The organism is Erwinia sp. 1181_3 (assembly GCF_052824965.1).
This window is the reverse complement of record NZ_VTDE01000004.1, coordinates 497,520-512,105: the sequence shown is the minus strand read 5'-3', so window position 1 is coordinate 512,105 and position 14,586 is coordinate 497,520. Positions and strand designations below refer to the sequence as shown.

The 14,586-nt window shown below is 55.1% G+C and carries 16 protein-coding genes; 10 read left to right on the top strand and 6 right to left on the bottom strand.

Annotation, left to right across the window (positions count from 1 at the left end; translation table 11 throughout):
• The first annotated feature begins 63 nt into the window (after nt 1–63).
• Nucleotides 64–744 carry an EAL domain-containing protein gene (locus tag FY046_RS14335; protein ID WP_213202340.1) on the top strand — a complete coding sequence of 227 codons (681 nt, stop codon included), beginning with the start codon at nt 64–66 and terminating at the stop codon, nt 742–744.
• A 48-nt stretch (nt 745–792) separates the two neighbouring features.
• Here FY046_RS14335 and pth read toward each other — a convergent pair whose 3' ends face one another.
• Entirely contained in the window at nt 793–1,380 is a 588-nt protein-coding gene (gene pth, locus FY046_RS14330; RefSeq protein ID WP_133845432.1) for an aminoacyl-tRNA hydrolase, read from the bottom strand.
• 274 nt (nt 1,381–1,654) lie between these two features.
• On the opposite strand from pth, the gene ychH reads away from it, so the two are divergent.
• A complete protein-coding gene (ychH, locus tag FY046_RS14325) occupies nt 1,655–1,939 on the top strand; it encodes a stress-induced protein YchH (protein ID WP_159337251.1) in 285 nt (94 codons plus the stop codon).
• Between the two features lie 36 nt (nt 1,940–1,975).
• Here ychH and FY046_RS14320 read toward each other — a convergent pair whose 3' ends face one another.
• Together FY046_RS14320 and FY046_RS14315 are read right to left on the bottom strand one after the other, a co-directional pair.
• Entirely contained in the window at nt 1,976–3,148 is a 1,173-nt protein-coding gene (locus FY046_RS14320; protein WP_446186188.1) for a diguanylate cyclase, read from the bottom strand.
• A gap of 100 nt (nt 3,149–3,248) precedes the next feature.
• The gene (locus FY046_RS14315; protein WP_159337249.1) at nt 3,249–4,706 is read right to left on the bottom strand and encodes an MFS transporter; all 1,458 of its coding nucleotides are present in this window, start codon (nt 4,704–4,706) and stop codon (nt 3,249–3,251) included.
• Between the two features lie 110 nt (nt 4,707–4,816).
• On the opposite strand from FY046_RS14315, the gene FY046_RS14310 reads away from it, so the two are divergent.
• Nucleotides 4,817–5,707: a LysR family transcriptional regulator gene (locus tag FY046_RS14310; RefSeq protein ID WP_133845483.1), complete on the top strand. Its 891-nt coding sequence runs from the start codon at nt 4,817–4,819 to the stop codon at nt 5,705–5,707.
• A gap of 120 nt (nt 5,708–5,827) precedes the next feature.
• Here the strand turns inward: FY046_RS14310 and prs are convergent, their stop codons facing one another.
• From prs to lolB, 3 genes are all read right to left on the bottom strand, one after another.
• On the bottom strand, nt 5,828–6,775 hold the full coding sequence (gene prs, locus FY046_RS14305; protein ID WP_085939527.1) for a ribose-phosphate diphosphokinase: 948 nt from the start codon (nt 6,773–6,775) through the stop codon (nt 5,828–5,830).
• 263 nt (nt 6,776–7,038) lie between these two features.
• The gene (gene ispE, locus FY046_RS14300; RefSeq protein WP_133845424.1) at nt 7,039–7,896 is read right to left on the bottom strand and encodes a 4-(cytidine 5'-diphospho)-2-C-methyl-D-erythritol kinase; all 858 of its coding nucleotides are present in this window, start codon (nt 7,894–7,896) and stop codon (nt 7,039–7,041) included.
• The gene (lolB, locus tag FY046_RS14295; protein ID WP_133845422.1) at nt 7,893–8,519 is read right to left on the bottom strand and encodes a lipoprotein insertase outer membrane protein LolB; all 627 of its coding nucleotides are present in this window, start codon (nt 8,517–8,519) and stop codon (nt 7,893–7,895) included. The genes ispE and lolB overlap by 4 nt, the downstream gene beginning before the upstream one ends.
• A 212-nt stretch (nt 8,520–8,731) precedes the next feature.
• On the opposite strand from lolB, the gene hemA reads away from it, so the two are divergent.
• The 7 genes from hemA to FY046_RS14260 all read left to right on the top strand — a co-directional run bounded on the left by hemA (nt 8,732) and on the right by FY046_RS14260 (nt 14,573).
• Nucleotides 8,732–9,988: a glutamyl-tRNA reductase gene (gene hemA, locus FY046_RS14290; RefSeq protein WP_133845481.1), complete on the top strand. Its 1,257-nt coding sequence runs from the start codon at nt 8,732–8,734 to the stop codon at nt 9,986–9,988.
• 39 nt (nt 9,989–10,027) lie between these two features.
• Nucleotides 10,028–11,110: a peptide chain release factor 1 gene (gene prfA, locus FY046_RS14285; RefSeq protein ID WP_171148636.1), complete on the top strand. Its 1,083-nt coding sequence runs from the start codon at nt 10,028–10,030 to the stop codon at nt 11,108–11,110.
• Entirely contained in the window at nt 11,110–11,943 is an 834-nt protein-coding gene (prmC, locus tag FY046_RS14280; protein ID WP_167864579.1) for a peptide chain release factor N(5)-glutamine methyltransferase, read from the top strand. The genes prfA and prmC overlap by 1 nt, the downstream gene beginning before the upstream one ends.
• Nucleotides 11,944–11,955: 12 nt before the next feature.
• Complete coding sequence (locus FY046_RS14275) at nt 11,956–12,354, top strand: SirB2 family protein (RefSeq protein WP_133845416.1); 399 nt, start codon at nt 11,956–11,958, stop codon at nt 12,352–12,354.
• Nucleotides 12,351–13,160 carry an invasion regulator SirB1 gene (gene sirB1 / locus FY046_RS14270; RefSeq protein ID WP_133845414.1) on the top strand — a complete coding sequence of 270 codons (810 nt, stop codon included), beginning with the start codon at nt 12,351–12,353 and terminating at the stop codon, nt 13,158–13,160. Before FY046_RS14275 ends, sirB1 begins: the two co-directional genes overlap by 4 nt.
• A 28-nt stretch (nt 13,161–13,188) precedes the next feature.
• Nucleotides 13,189–14,043 carry a 3-deoxy-8-phosphooctulonate synthase gene (kdsA, locus tag FY046_RS14265; RefSeq protein ID WP_159337245.1) on the top strand — a complete coding sequence of 285 codons (855 nt, stop codon included), beginning with the start codon at nt 13,189–13,191 and terminating at the stop codon, nt 14,041–14,043.
• Nucleotides 14,044–14,165: 122 nt separating this feature from the next.
• Nucleotides 14,166–14,573: an META domain-containing protein gene (locus tag FY046_RS14260; RefSeq protein WP_159337244.1), complete on the top strand. Its 408-nt coding sequence runs from the start codon at nt 14,166–14,168 to the stop codon at nt 14,571–14,573.
• Nucleotides 14,574–14,586: the final 13 nt, after the last annotated feature.

Below are 14,586 nucleotides of genomic sequence, written 5' to 3'. Positions count from 1 at the left end.
CTATAGTTTATCTGTGCGGCGATTGTATTCACTGGCAGGATGCCCGTTAACTGGCCCGACGGCATGAAAAACGATTTTTTTTGTACTCCTGTTCATACGCTTACCGGTGAGTTGATCGCTATCGATCTGAGCTACCGGCCGCAGCCCCAGGCCGTCACCGGCCTGTCAGGGGCTGTTCTTACGTCTCTGTCGCCACAGGAGCGGTTGTTAAATCAGTTGCTGATCGTTGAAGAGTATGCGGACTATTTTCGTCAGCACGGCTTGCTGTGTAGTGTCGCCATTGATTTTCAACTGGCTCGTGCCGTCACCGAGTCATCGTTTATTCAGCAAATCCTCAGCCAGCTGCCTTTTGTGCGGCTGAAACTGTCGGAAGATTTTCCCAATCTGCATGATGGCATGAATAATCCGCTGTTGCGGACCTTGATTGAGCAACTGAATATTATCTGGCTTGATGACCTGGGCGCAGGCGATGCCAATCTCAACGCACTGCAGTCGAACATGTTTGAAGCGGTGAAACTTGATCGGCAGTTTTATCTCGAAAACGTCGATAAACCGTTTTTTACCGTACTGATTAACCATATTCGTCAGTACACCAATCGGGTGATTGTTGAAGGCGTGGCCGGAGATGGGCAACTGGAGACATTGCGTAACAGCAAAATCTGGGGCGTGCAGGGTTATTTCAGCCCGGCACTGACACTGGAAAATCTGGATCACAGTGACGGTCAGCGCTGTGAAAATTTGTAGCCTCGCTGTGGCAAAGACCCCAGCGATGGCTCAATCAATAGCAACGGATCAGACGGCTTTGTAGCTGTGCAAACGGTTCATGGCCTTCAGTTTGTCTTCTTTTAACCATACCTCAGTACAACGCGCGGCTTCATCGATAGCGTTATCAATCAGGGTCTGTTCCGCAGCCTGGGGTTTGCCCAAGACAAATCCTACCACTTTGTTACGGTCGCCCGGATGACCAATGCCAATGCGCAGACGATGGAAGTCCAGGTTGTTACCCAGTTTGCTAATAATATCTTTCAATCCGTTATGCCCTCCGTGCCCCCCTCCCTGTTTAAACTTCGCCACGCCAGGAAGCAGGTCGAGCTCGTCATGCGCCACCAGAATTTCTTCAGGGGCAATGCGATAAAAAGTGGCCATAGCCGCTACGGCTTTCCCGCTGAGGTTCATAAACGTGGTGGGGACCAGCAGGCGCACGTCTTCGCCGCCAATATTGAGGCGCGCGGTATACCCGTAAAATTTGCTCTCTTCTTTTAACGACTGATTATGGCGTTCAGCCAGCAAGTCAACATACCATGCACCGGCATTGTGGCGTGTGGCGGCGTATTCAGCGCCGGGGTTGGCAAGGCCAACAATCAGTTTGATGCTGCTCACGAGTAGATTTTCCTGAAACGTGCGGGGTGAAAAACGGCTAGTTTACTGAAGCGGTTGCGATAACTCAAAGATCTGCGCGCATTGTGATGAAAATCACAATGGTTGAGCAGAGTGATAATACGTTTTCTATATAAAAACAGTCTGTTAGTCGTAAAGTTTTGTCAAAATATAAGCGATAAATGTGATCGCAGACTCATCAGAGCAGTTAAAGATTGCCTAGACTGATCGCATCTGGCAACGGAGTTTGCCTTTTTACACTGACTGGAGGTGCGCAATGAAACGTAAACATACACATGTACTGGGTAACACCCTGATGGTGCTGGGCCTGGTGGTGATGATTGGCGGGGTAGGTTACTCAGTGGTGAATCAAATACCGCAGTTCCACTTACCGCAGTTTATGGTGCATGGTGCACTCGGCAGTATCTTTATCGGTGCGTTGCTGTGGCTGGCGGGGGCGAGAATCAGCGGGCGTGAGAAAATTGCCGATCGCTATTACTGGGTGCGTCACTGCGGCGAAAAACGCTGCCGTCACGGTTCCAGTCAGCAGCACAATCGTTAATCCTGAATCGGAAACACACCCGGTGTGTTTCCGGATTTAACTGGCTAAAATACCCCTGACATCCTCATGATTTACGGCCCCAAAGGTTTTGACCTGGTTTCTGCCTGCGGCCTTCGCCTGATATAACGCATCATCTGCCGCCGCCATCAAGCTGTCGATAGCATCACGGTCTGGCTGGCAGCTTGCCACGCCAATGCTGACACTATAGCTCACGTTCTCGGGGCAAGATCGCTCCACTACTTTGCGGATACGTTCGGCTACCTCCACACATTCCCTCTCTGCGCACATGACAACGGCGGCAAATTCTTCCCCGCCGAGACGCGCAAAATAGCTGTCAGCGGGTAACTGGTGCGCCACCTGTTGGCAAAAATCGGTCAGCACCCGGTCACCTTGCGAGTGACCATAGCGATCGTTAATCGATTTAAAGTGGTCGAGGTCAAACAGCATCACCGATAAGGGCTGCCTGCTGCAACTCCAGCTGGCGGTCAGCTGAGCCGTTTTTTCAAACAGTGCGCGGCGATTCCAAACCCCGGTTAGCGGATCGAGCAGTGACGCCTGACGGTAGATAATCTGCGTACGCTCATTCACCATCGCCATCATGGTAAAACTCAGGCCAATCACCACCAGGATCGACTCCAGAATGACATACACCGAGAAGGTTGAGCCGCCGATGGCACCATGTACCGGGTTAGGGATCCCGCCGTCCAGTAACACCCGCAGGATATTAAAGCCAAGGTGGATACCCAGCAGCAGCTGGGCGGGCCACCAGGTTATCGGAAGCAGGGTGCGTGAACGATGCAGTTCATACAGCATCGCCGAGGTATAGATAATACACAGCAGGCTGCTGGCCAGAATCCGCATGGGTAGCGAGGTGTAGAAAGAGGGGAACAGGCAGAGTACCGCCCATACCACCATCCCGGGCAGCCACAGCCAGCCACCTCGCGCCCCGCGCAGCGCACGGAATGCATTCAGTTGCAGGCCGTAGGCGCACATGATCAGCAGATTTCCCACCACTATCGGCAGAAAGATAAAGCCTGAGCTACGCAGGCTGCTGAGGCCGACAGCGACAATGCTCAACAACAAAGAGAGACAGTTAAACCCCAGTACTCTGCTGTACTGCGCTCCGCGCCACGCGAACACCATGATAATGCTGAGAAAAGCCAGCACATAGAGTTCACAGACAAACAGCGTATAAACATCGAGTACCATTTTAGGATTATTCCTGGATAAGCTATCAGAGCAAAATATCACTAATGAATACTTACCAACAGGGGGGCTGAACCGTTACAGTAAAAAAATTAATATGAACTCAGGAAAGTGGCCTGGGCGCAGGCACCAGACAGCGCCAGATGGCCACGGCACAAAGCAATGTCACGACCATCAGGACCAGCAGTAACTGGTGAAAAGCGGTCTCTGCCAGCGGCAGAAGATCCGGGCTGCTGACATGATAACTGGCCAACTGATGTGCTTTCTCGATCGATTTACCCTGCTGTGACAGTTGGCTAACCAGCAACTGGCTGAACAACGTACTGACGCTCGCCAGTGCGACCCCTTCACCTGCCACGCGCACGGTACTAAAGATACCGGTTGCCATCCCGGCGCGCTGCGGTGGCACCACGCTCACCGATAAATTATCCATCAATCCCCAGGGCAGACCGCTGCCGCTACCGATCATTACCATCGCCAGCAGGGTCACTGCCAGTGAGCTATGTGGTGTTACCAGGCTGAGCAGGCCAATACCCGCTGCAGCAAGCACTAAACCCGCACAGCTCACGCTGCCAGGGTGAAAGCGGCGCGTCAGCGCAACGGCAAGAGAAGGTACCACCAGCATCGGCAGCGAGATCGCCAGCATCAGCAAGCCGGTGGTCAGGGCGTCATAACCGTAGAAGCCCATAAAGCGCAGAGGCAGCAGCACCAGCAGTACCACAAAGCAGTAGCAGGTGGCGACGGGCAGCAGCTGTACGCCGATAAACCGGCCGTAGCGGAACAGGCTCAGGTCAAGCATCGGGTGTGCGCTGCGGCGTTCTATCCAGACAAACAGCAGCGCCACGACCAGCGAAGCCAGCAGCAATCCTGTTGCCAGCGGACCCGCACCGCTGTCAGCCACCTGTAACATTCCCCAGGTAAACAGAGTGAGCGTGGTGCTGAAGCTGATAATCCCCGGCCAGTCCAGCGCACTGGCGTCCGGGTTGCGTGATTCTGGCAGGGTACGCATACCGATAACGAGCGCCAGCACGCCAAAAAGCGCGCAGCAAAGAAAGACGCTGTGCCAGCCGGCGATGGACATCAGCATACCGGCAATCACCGGGCCAGCCGCCAGACCTACGCCAAAGCTGGTGCCCAGCAGACTGAATGCCCGCGCGCGTTCGGCCCCGTCAAAGGCATTCGCCAGCGCGGCACCGCCGCCAGCCAGCGCCGCCGCTGCCGCTGCGCCCTGTAGAGCACGTACCACGTCCAGCCAGACGATGGAGGGCACCCAGCCGGTCAGCAACGACAGCATAGTAAAAACGCTGACGCCGCTGATAAACAGGCGTTTACGGCCATAACGGTCGGCCAGTGCACCTGCCGCCATCAGCAGACTGCCAAAGCTGAGCAGGAACGCGTTGGTGATCCAGCTCAGTGCCAGCGCCGATCCGCCTGTTTGCAGGGCAATGGCCGGGGTGGCGATCACCCCGGCAGAAAAACTCAGGGGCAACATCAGTGCAGCGCTGCACACCGCCAGAATGCTCCAGCGGCTGCTTTGTGCCGTCAGTGTCAGGGAACTCATGGGTAACTCTCCGCTTTCTTCCAGTGAAGAAGCAGGATAAATTGGCGTTACCGGGTGATAAACAGGCCGAATGGCCGCAGATAAAGGACATAAAGTCGCGAATGAGCAGCGTGGAAAGTTTGAGTGGGCTCAATGCATTTGTGAAAGCCGCCCAGCTTGGCAGCTTTGTCGCGGCCGCAGAGCGGCTGAGCGTCTCGGCATCGGCCATCGGGAAAAGCGTTGCGCGGCTGGAGGCCAGCCTCGGGGTGAGTCTGTTTAATCGCAGCACACGAAGCCTGAGCCTGACAGAAGAAGGCCTGCTGTTTTTTGAACGCAGCCAGCGCATTGTGATGGAGCTGGAAGAGGCGGAGCAGGAGCTGTCAAGGCTGATGGCGGCCCCGCGCGGGCGGCTGCGTCTGAGTTTTCCCGCGATTGGTTATCGTTTGCTCCTGCCGCTGTTGCCGGGTTTCACCGCCCGTTATCCTGAAATTGAGCTGGATCTCGACTTTAACGATCGGCTGGTGGATGTTATCGGGGAAGGGTATGACGCGGTTCTGCGCAGTGGCGAGTTTGCCGATTCACGGCTGAAGGCGCGACGGCTGGGCGGTTTTCGCTTTCGTCTGGTGGGCGCAACAGACTATTTCGCACGATACGGCGTGCCGCAGGGGCCGGAAGACCTGGCGCAACATGCCTGCCTGCTGTATCGCTTTTCCGGCAACAGTCAGCTTCAGCCCTGGCAGTTTGACGGTGCTGACGATCGCACACTCTCGCTGGCCGGGCCGCTGGTGTTTAATAATCTTGAGGCGCAGATCTCGGCCGCGCGCCGGGGGCTGGGGCTGATCTACGTACCGGATTTTGCAGTGACGGAATACCTGGAGAGCGGGGAGCTGCAAAGCGTGCTGGATGAACACATCAGCGCAGGAGGGCAGTTTTCGCTGCTCTGGCCGGGGAACCGGCATCTGCTGCCTAAATTACGGGTACTGATTGACTATCTGGCAGAGCATATTGCATTGAGCAAATAAAAAAGGGACAGGCGTTAACCTGTCCCTCTTATGCAGCATGGCCTGACGGGGCCGACCGAAACAAAAGGTCAGCCCCTACACCTGTTAACTGTAGGGGCTGCCCGCCAGGTCACGCCACGATCAATGCTCAAACATCGCAGAAATAGACTCTTCGTTGCTGATGCGACGGATCGCTTCAGCCAGCATGCCTGACAGCGTCAGGGTACGCACGTTTGGCAGGGCTTTGATCTCTTCTGGCAGCGGAATGGTATCGCACACTACGACTTCATCAATCACCGAGTTACGCAGGTTTTCGACCGCGTTACCGGAGAAGATAGGGTGAGTCGCATAGGCGAATACGCGTTTAGCGCCACGTTCTTTCAGCGCTTCAGCGGCTTTACACAGCGTGCCACCGGTATCGATCATATCGTCAACCAGCACACAGTCACGGCCAGCAACATCACCTATGATGTGCATCACCTGAGAGACGTTGGCGCGTGGACGGCGTTTGTCGATGATGGCCATATCGGTATCGTTCAGCAGTTTAGCAATAGCACGTGCACGAACCACACCACCGATGTCCGGAGAAACCACAATCGGGTTCACCAGGCCAATCTGCAGCATATCTTCGAGCAGGATCGGGCTACCAAATACGTTATCAACCGGGACGTCAAAGAAACCCTGAATCTGTTCAGCATGCAGATCCACAGTCAAAACGCGGTCAACACCAACGCTGGAGAGAAAATCGGCAACCACTTTGGCAGTAATAGGGACACGGGCGGAGCGCACGCGGCGGTCCTGACGTGCATAACCAAAGTAAGGAATAACCGCAGTAATACGACCCGCGGAAGCACGACGCAGGGCATCTACCATCACAACCAGTTCCATCAGGTTGTCATTGGTGGGGGCACAGGTGGACTGGATGATGAAAATATCACCACCGCGTACATTTTCGTTAATTTGTACGCTCACTTCACCATCACTGAAACGACCGACGGCGGCGTCGCCCAGGCTGGTGTAAAGGCGGTTGGCAATACGTTGTGCTAGTTCCGGGGTGGCGTTACCAGCAAAAAGCTTCATATCAGGCACGAGAAGAACCTCAGGCTTTGCGTCCAGAGAATGAAATACCATAAATCGCACTGGGCGGTATACGACTTATGCTTTCATACGGGTGTCTTAACCCTGTGTTCTTGACGCCGTAGCGGCGTTGGCTGCATGTATTCATCCCGGTGACTTACTCAAGTAAGCTCCCGGGGACTCATCCACTTGCCGCCTTGCCACAGCGCCAATAGCTTGGGTTATATCAGAGCAGTGGTGCAGCGTCTGGAACAGGTGACACTGTCACATCAACTCTATTGCTCTGAAAGGGTGCGGTGCAGTGGCGAAACGTTAACGCCTCGCGCAACAAACCCCTGCAACCCTTTCGGAGCCAGCTCAAGCACCTGTCTTGCGGCGTACTCGGTGTCAAATTCTGCAAACACACAAGCACCCGTTCCAGTCAGGCGCGACGGCGCGTATTCTAGCAGCCAGGAAACGAGCTGTTCAACCTCGCGAAAACGATTTCTTACTGCTGCCTCACAATCATTGCGGAATTCGGCTGCTAATAAGGCGCTGATTTCCCTTTTTGGCGTGTTTCTGGTCAATTCAGGATCGTTAAATACCACGGGTGTCGCAACGCTGACACCAGGATGCATCACCAGATACCATTTTTCTGGTGGCGAAACCGGTGTCAGTTGCTCACCCACCCCCTCAGCGAAGGCAGAAAATCCGCGCACAAAGACAGGCACGTCGGCACCCAGTTGCAGGCCAAGCTCGGCCAGTTGTTCAAAACTGAAGCCGGTTTGCCATAAATGATTGAGTGCCACCAGTACGGTGGCGGCGTTGGAGGAGCCTCCGCCCAGTCCACCGCCCATGGGTAACCGCTTCTCTACCGCCAGGGTCGCCCCTGCGCTGGCGGGCAGCACGCCCTGATCGAGCGCCCGTTCGCGCAGCAGTTGCGCGGCACGGACGATCAGGTTCTGTTCATCAGGCACGCCATCGACGGGTGTCAGCAGACGCAATTCACCCTGACTGTTGGTTTCAATCTTCAGCGTGTCACCATAATCCAGAAACTGAAACAGCGTCTGGAGGTCATGGTAGCCGTCAGCGCGGCGGCCGGTGATGTAGAGAAACAGATTCAGTTTTGCCGGGGCAGGCCATGTTGTGATCATTTTACAGTCCAGCTATCCATTTTCAGCTTAATACGCTGGTCGCCTTCACGCAGTTCGAGGTTCGACGGTAGCGGTGGATTCTGTTTACTGTCGTAGCCCTGATAGGTCACTTTCCACTGTTTACCGTCCTGGCTGTAGTTCACTTCACGCAGACGATACTGGTCATCCAGGGTGAAATCGGTGGCATCACCCGGCAAGCCAAGGATCCACTGGCGCAGGTTATCCAGAGGAATACTCATGCCCGTGAGCTGAGAAATCATTTTAGCCGCATCGTTGCTGACATAGCGCTTGCCTTTATTGTCAACGATCTGTGCAACTTGTCCTTGCTGGTCAAGCTGCAGCTCTGTGCTGCCCAGGGGATTGGTCAACAGCAGGCGATAGCGATCCGCTGCTGTCTGTTGCCAGTTGTAGCGCGCATAGACTTTTTGCCGATCGGAAAGGTAGGCAAAGGCGCCACGCGTCTGGTACTGAGTGATTTTTTCCACCGCCTGCTGATGGTCACGCCATTGCGGGGACGTCGGGCTTTGGCCCGGAGTTTGCGCTGGTTCGTTAAGAACACACCCGGTTAGCAGCAGGGCGGCAAGGGGAAGAAGCCGCAGCAGGCGGCGATTCGACGATAACATGTTCAGGTCAGCTCCTAAGACTCAGTTCGCAATCAACCGCCCACGCTAACCAGCTAAAACGGCGGCGTCAATGCTCAAATTGTCTCATTTGACCCGCAAGAGGTATATCTTGTTACAGGGATAGGCGAAGCATGGCTTTTATTGATCTCGCTCATCTTGTAGAATGCGCCACACAAAACCCTGACAACTGTGGGATTAACCCAACCTGCACCATGACGTTACTGGCTCTCGGCATCAATCACAAAACGGCACCTGTGTCTCTGCGCGAACGCGTGACGTTCTCGCCGGATCAGCTGGAACAGGCGCTCACTAGCCTGTTGGCGCAGCCGCTGGTTCAGGGCGGCGTTGTGCTGTCTACCTGTAACCGTACCGAGTTGTATCTGAGCGTCGAACAGCAGGAAAACCTGCAGGAACAGCTGGTGACCTGGCTCTGTGATTACCACAAGCTCAGCGTCGATGAAGTGCGTAAAAGCCTCTACTGGCATCATGATAACGATGCCGTCAGCCACCTGATGCGCGTCGCCAGCGGGCTGGATTCCCTGGTGCTGGGTGAACCTCAAATTCTTGGTCAGGTCAAAAAGGCGTTTGCTGATTCCCAGCGCGGCCACTCGCTTTCCAGCGAACTGGAGCGTATGTTCCAGAAATCGTTCTCCGTGGCCAAACGCGTGCGTACCGAAACCGAAATCGGTGCCAGTGCCGTCTCCGTGGCATTTGCTGCCTGCACGCTGGCACGCCAGATCTTCGAGTCCCTCTCCACGGTTAACGTGCTGCTGGTGGGCGCGGGTGAAACCATTGAACTGGCTGCCCGCCATCTGCATCAGCATAAGGTGAAGAAGTTGATGATCGCCAACCGTACCCGCGAACGTGCACAAGCGCTGGCGGATGAGGTCGGGGCTGAAGTCATCAGCCTGCCGGAAATCGATTCCCGTCTGGCGGAAGCCGACATCATTATCAGTTCTACAGCCAGCCCGCTGCCGATTATCGGTAAGGGGATGGTGGAGCGTGCGCTTAAACAGCGCCGTAATCAGCCTATGCTGCTGGTGGATATTGCCGTACCGCGTGACGTGGAGCCGGAAGTGGGTAAATTGCCCAATGCCTATCTCTATAGCGTTGATGACCTGCAGGCGATTATTGAAAGCAATATGGCCCAGCGCCAGGCGGCGGCCGTGCAGGCTGAAACCATCGTGGTGCAGGAAAGCAGCGAGTTTATGTCCTGGCTACGGGCCCAGAGCGCCGTTGAGACTATCCGCGATTACCGCTCACAGGCGGAACAGGTGCGTGCTGAACTGGAAGCGCGTGCCATAGCGGCCCTGCAACAGGGAGGCAACGCTGAAGAGGTGTTGCGCGACCTGGCCCATAAGCTGACCAACCGTTTGATCCACGCTCCTACCAAATCTCTTCAGCAGGCCGCACGCGACGGCGATGGCGAACGCCTGCAAATTTTACGCGACAGCCTCGGGCTGGATTAGCGTTTCAAGCCTCTTTTCTTACAAGGTAAAAGACTACGAATGAAGCCTTCTATTGTTGCTAAACTGGAAGCCTTGCAGGAGCGCCACGAAGAAGTGGAGGCGATGCTGGGCGATGCCGGAGTGATTGCCGATCAGGAACGTTTTCGTGCACTCTCCCGCGAATATGCCCAGCTTACCGACGTCAGCCAGTGTTTCCGTCAGTGGCAGCAGACCCAGGAAGATATCGAAACCGCTGAAATGATGCTCAGTGACCTGGAAATGCGTGAGATGGCTCAGGAAGAGCTGAAAGAAGCCCGTGCCGCCAGTGACGTGCTGGAGCAACAGTTACAGGTGTTGCTGTTGCCGAAAGATCCGGATGACGAACGTAACTGCTATCTGGAAGTGCGTGCCGGAACCGGTGGTGATGAAGCCGCTATTTTCGCCGGCGATCTGTTCCGTATGTACAGCCGTTATGCGGAGTCAAAACGCTGGAAAGTGGAAGTGATGAGCGCTAACGAAGGCGAACATGGCGGTTATAAAGAGATCATCGCCAAAGTGATCGGCGAAGGTGCCTATGGCCGCCTGAAGTTCGAATCTGGCGGCCACCGCGTGCAACGTGTGCCGGAGACGGAGTCACAGGGGCGCATCCACACCTCAGCCTGTACGGTTGCGGTGATGCCCGAACTGCCGGAAGCCGAACTGCCGGATATCAATCCGTCTGATTTAAAAATCGATACGTTCCGCTCCTCCGGGGCTGGTGGTCAGCACGTTAACACCACCGATTCCGCTATCCGTATTACCCACTTGCCCACCGGTATCGTGGTCGAGTGCCAGGACGAACGTTCACAGCATAAAAACAAAGCGAAAGCGTTGGGCGTGCTGGGTTCGCGTATCCGTGCTGCCGAAATGGCACGTCGTCAACAGGAAGAGTCCTCCACCCGCCGTAACTTGCTTGGCACTGGCGACCGCTCTGACCGTAACCGTACCTATAACTTCCCGCAGGGCCGCATTACTGACCACCGTATCAACCTGACCATTTACCGTCTGGATGACGCAATGGAAGGGAAGCTGGATGCGCTGATTGAACCTGTGGTTCAGGAGTACCAGGCGGATCAGCTGGCCGCACTCGCCGGGCAGGATTAATGCAGATCCGTGTCTGGCTGCGTAACGCGGTCGCTCAGTTGCCGGACAGTGACAGCCCGAAACGCGATGCTGAAATTCTGCTGGGGAAAGTGCTCGGTAAATCCCGCGCCTGGTTGATCGCCTTTGACGATGCCACGCTGGATGACGCGCAGCTTGCGCAGCTGGATGCGCTGCTGGAACGCCGTGCCGCTGGGGAGCCAGTGGCATACCTGACAGGGGAACGTGAGTTCTGGTCTCTGTCGCTGACGGTATCGCCCGACACGTTGATCCCCCGCCCGGATAGCGAGGTGCTGGTAGAGCAGGCGCTCGCGCGTCTGCCTGCTGAGCCTTGCAAGGTGTTGGATCTCGGCACCGGCACCGGGGCGATTGCCCTGGCGCTGGCCAGCGAACGCCCCCATTGCCAGGTCACAGGCGTGGATCGTATTGCTGCCGCAGTGGCACTGGCACAGCACAATGCCAGCAAGCTGGCGCTGGCTAATACCGGTTTTTTGCAAAGCCACTGGTTTTCCGCCCTCGAAGGACAACAGTTTGCGCTGATTGTCAGTAATCCCCCCTACATTGATGCCGATGACCACCATCTTTCACAGGGCGACGTGCGTTTTGAACCCGCCAGTGCGCTGGTGGCAGGCGATCATGGCCTGGCCGATATCCGAATCATTGCCGCAGAAGCAGGGCGCTATTTACAGGATAATGGCTGGTTATTACTGGAACACGGCTGGCAGCAGGGCGAAGACGTCAGGAAAATTTTGCGCGAAAACAGCTTCCACGCAGTGGAAACCTGTCAGGATTATGGCGGCAATGACCGCGTAACCGTCGGGCAAAGACAAGGATAATAAGGAATTTATATGGCTGCCTGGTACTTCCCGCTAAAACATTTTCATCTGTTAACCGTGGCGATCACTGCACTGATGTTTGTGCTGCGCTTCTACTGGTACCAGACCCATTCTTCGATGCTGCAACGCCGCTGGGTGCGCATCGTACCTCATCTGAATGACACGCTCTTATTACTGTCGGGTGGGTTACTGGTCGCCATAACGCATTTTTACCCGTTCAGCCCACAAGGTGTCTGGCTGACTGAGAAGCTTTTTGGCGTTATTATCTATATCGCGCTGGGTTTTATTGCCCTCGGACGCCGTCCGCGCGCACAAAAAATACGCTGGATAGCGTTTATTGTGGCGTTAATCGCCCTTGTGGTCATCGTGAAACTTGCCACAACTAAAATGCCACTGCTGGGGTTTGTATGACGTCTATCGCTGATTTTGATTTTACCGCCGGAACGCTGAGTGACGCGGTGATTACTGCATCGCTCGCGGTCCGTCGCGACTTTCCGGCTGATGATGTCAGAGCGCGCTTAGCGGCGCTGGTTGCCGAAGCACGAGCTGAAATTCCGTCAGAACTTGCCGCGGATTTACAGGTTGAGCAATTGATCGCCCTGTTCTGGGGCCGCTGGGGTTTTGGCGGCGCGAGCGGGGTTTATCGGTTGTCTGATACGCTGTGGCTGGACAATGTATTGCGAACCCGTCAGGGCACCGCTGTGTCGCTGGGCGTCATTTTTTTGCACATTGCGGATCAGCTCGACCTGCCGATGATGCCCGTGATTTTTCCGACACAGCTGATTCTTCGAGCCGACTGGATCGATGAAGATATGTGGCTCATCAACCCCTTTGATGGTGAAACGCTGGATGAACACCAGCTGGAAGTGTGGCTTCAGGGCAATATCGGGCCAGGGACCGAACTGTATGATGACGATCTGCAGGAAGCCGAGCCGCTGATGGTGCTGCGCAAAATGCTCGACACTCTGAAATCCGCGCTGATGGATGAGAAACAGATGGAGATGGCGCTGCACGTCAGCCAGGTGCTGGTGCAGATGGACCCGGAAGACCCGTATGAAATCCGCGATCGCGGTCTGATTTTTGCCCAGCTAGAGTGCGAACATGTGGCCCTCAATGATTTAACGTATTTTGTTGAGCAGTGCCCCGAAGACCCGATCAGCGAGATGATTAAAGTCCAGATCCACTCAATTGAACAGAAACAGATTACCCTTCACTAACTGAAGTGAACTCTATAAAGGCGAAGACATGAAACAAAAAGTGGTTAACATTGGTGATATCAAGGTCGCTAACGATCTGCCGTTCGTCCTGTTTGGTGGTATGAACGTGCTGGAGTCGCGTGATTTGGCGATGCGCATTTGTGAGCACTACGTCACTGTGACCCAGAAACTGGGCATTCCTTATGTGTTCAAAGCCTCATTTGATAAAGCTAACCGCTCTTCCATTCATTCGTATCGTGGCCCGGGCCTGGAAGAAGGCATGAAAATCTTCCAGGAAATCAAACAGGCTTTCGGCGTGAAAATTATCACCGACGTCCATGAAGCCAGCCAGGCGCAGGCCGTGGCCGATGTGGTGGATGTGATTCAGTTACCGGCCTTCCTCGCACGTCAGACCGACCTGGTTGAAGCGATGGCGAAAACCGGTGCGGTGATCAACGTGAAGAAACCTCAGTTCGTCAGCCCAGGCCAGATGGGCAACATCGTTGATAAATTCGCTGAAGGCGGCAACGAAAAAGTGATCCTGTGCGATCGCGGTGCTAACTTCGGTTATGACAACCTGGTGGTCGACATGCTGGGCTTCAATGTGATGAAGCAGGTCTCTAACGGTAGCCCGGTGATCTTCGACGTGACCCACGCATTGCAGTGCCGTGACCCGATGGGCAGTGCGTCCAGTGGTCGTCGCGCGCAGGTATCTGAGCTGGCACGTGCGGGTATGGCAGTGGGTATTGCTGGTCTGTTTATTGAAGCCCACCCGGACCCGGCAAACGCTAAGTGCGACGGCCCGTCTGCACTGCCGCTGGATAAACTGGAGCCTTTCCTGGTTCAGATGAAAGCGATTGATGATTTGGTGAAAAGCTTCGCTGAACTCGATACCAGCAACTAAGTTTTTTTGATCCTCAAAACGAGCCAGAAAACTGGCTCGTTTTCTCTGCGCAGTATTCTTCAACCCGCCTGAATCTACAGTGTTTTTGACCTACAATGGAAAGTACATAAAAAGGAGTTCCTATGAAAAAAACGTTTGTTTTGCTATTGGGTGCGATTGCGCTCAATGGTTGCAGCCAGACCCCACACTCTGATGCCGGACAGTTAGCAAACCGTCTGTTTGCGCTCAGTGCTGTTGATGGTCAGAGCGTAAAATCTCATGAAGGGATGAAACCGGGGATCGGGTTTAATGACAGTCTCCGGGTCAGCGGTGTGATGTGTAATCGTTTCTTCGGGCAGGGGCATCTGGAGCAGGGGCGACTGACTGTACCCATGCTGGCCTCGACGAAAATGATGTGCAGCGACCCACAGCTCAATCAGTGGGAACAGACGTTATCGGTGGTGCTGACGAAAGGGGCAGAGGTGAAATTGACTGAGCAAACGCTGACGCTGACGGGAAGTGGTCATACGCTGGAGTATACCGCGCAGTAACGCGGACCTGACC

Bases quoted from the DNA above. Each gene is read 5' to 3' on its own strand.
- sirB1 (WP_133845414.1), top strand. From the start codon at position 12,351: ATGACGTCTATCGCTGATTTTGATTTTACCGCCGGAACGCTGAGTGAC.
- hemA (WP_133845481.1), top strand. From the start codon at position 8,732: ATGACGTTACTGGCTCTCGGCATCAATCACAAAACGGCACCTGTGTCT.
- FY046_RS14320 (WP_446186188.1), bottom strand. From the start codon at position 3,148: ATGGTACTCGATGTTTATACGCTGTTTGTCTGTGAACTCTATGTGCTG.
- FY046_RS14260 (WP_159337244.1), top strand. From the start codon at position 14,166: ATGAAAAAAACGTTTGTTTTGCTATTGGGTGCGATTGCGCTCAATGGT.
- FY046_RS14275 (WP_133845416.1), top strand. From the start codon at position 11,956: ATGGCTGCCTGGTACTTCCCGCTAAAACATTTTCATCTGTTAACCGTG.
- kdsA (WP_159337245.1), top strand. From the start codon at position 13,189: ATGAAACAAAAAGTGGTTAACATTGGTGATATCAAGGTCGCTAACGAT.
- FY046_RS14315 (WP_159337249.1), bottom strand. From the start codon at position 4,706: ATGAGTTCCCTGACACTGACGGCACAAAGCAGCCGCTGGAGCATTCTG.
- FY046_RS14335 (WP_213202340.1), top strand. From the start codon at position 64: ATGAAAAACGATTTTTTTTGTACTCCTGTTCATACGCTTACCGGTGAG.
- ispE (WP_133845424.1), bottom strand. From the start codon at position 7,896: ATGATCACAACATGGCCTGCCCCGGCAAAACTGAATCTGTTTCTCTAC.
- prfA (WP_171148636.1), top strand. From the start codon at position 10,028: ATGAAGCCTTCTATTGTTGCTAAACTGGAAGCCTTGCAGGAGCGCCAC.
- ychH (WP_159337251.1), top strand. From the start codon at position 1,655: ATGAAACGTAAACATACACATGTACTGGGTAACACCCTGATGGTGCTG.
- lolB (WP_133845422.1), bottom strand. From the start codon at position 8,519: ATGTTATCGTCGAATCGCCGCCTGCTGCGGCTTCTTCCCCTTGCCGCC.
- prmC (WP_167864579.1), top strand. From the start codon at position 11,110: ATGCAGATCCGTGTCTGGCTGCGTAACGCGGTCGCTCAGTTGCCGGAC.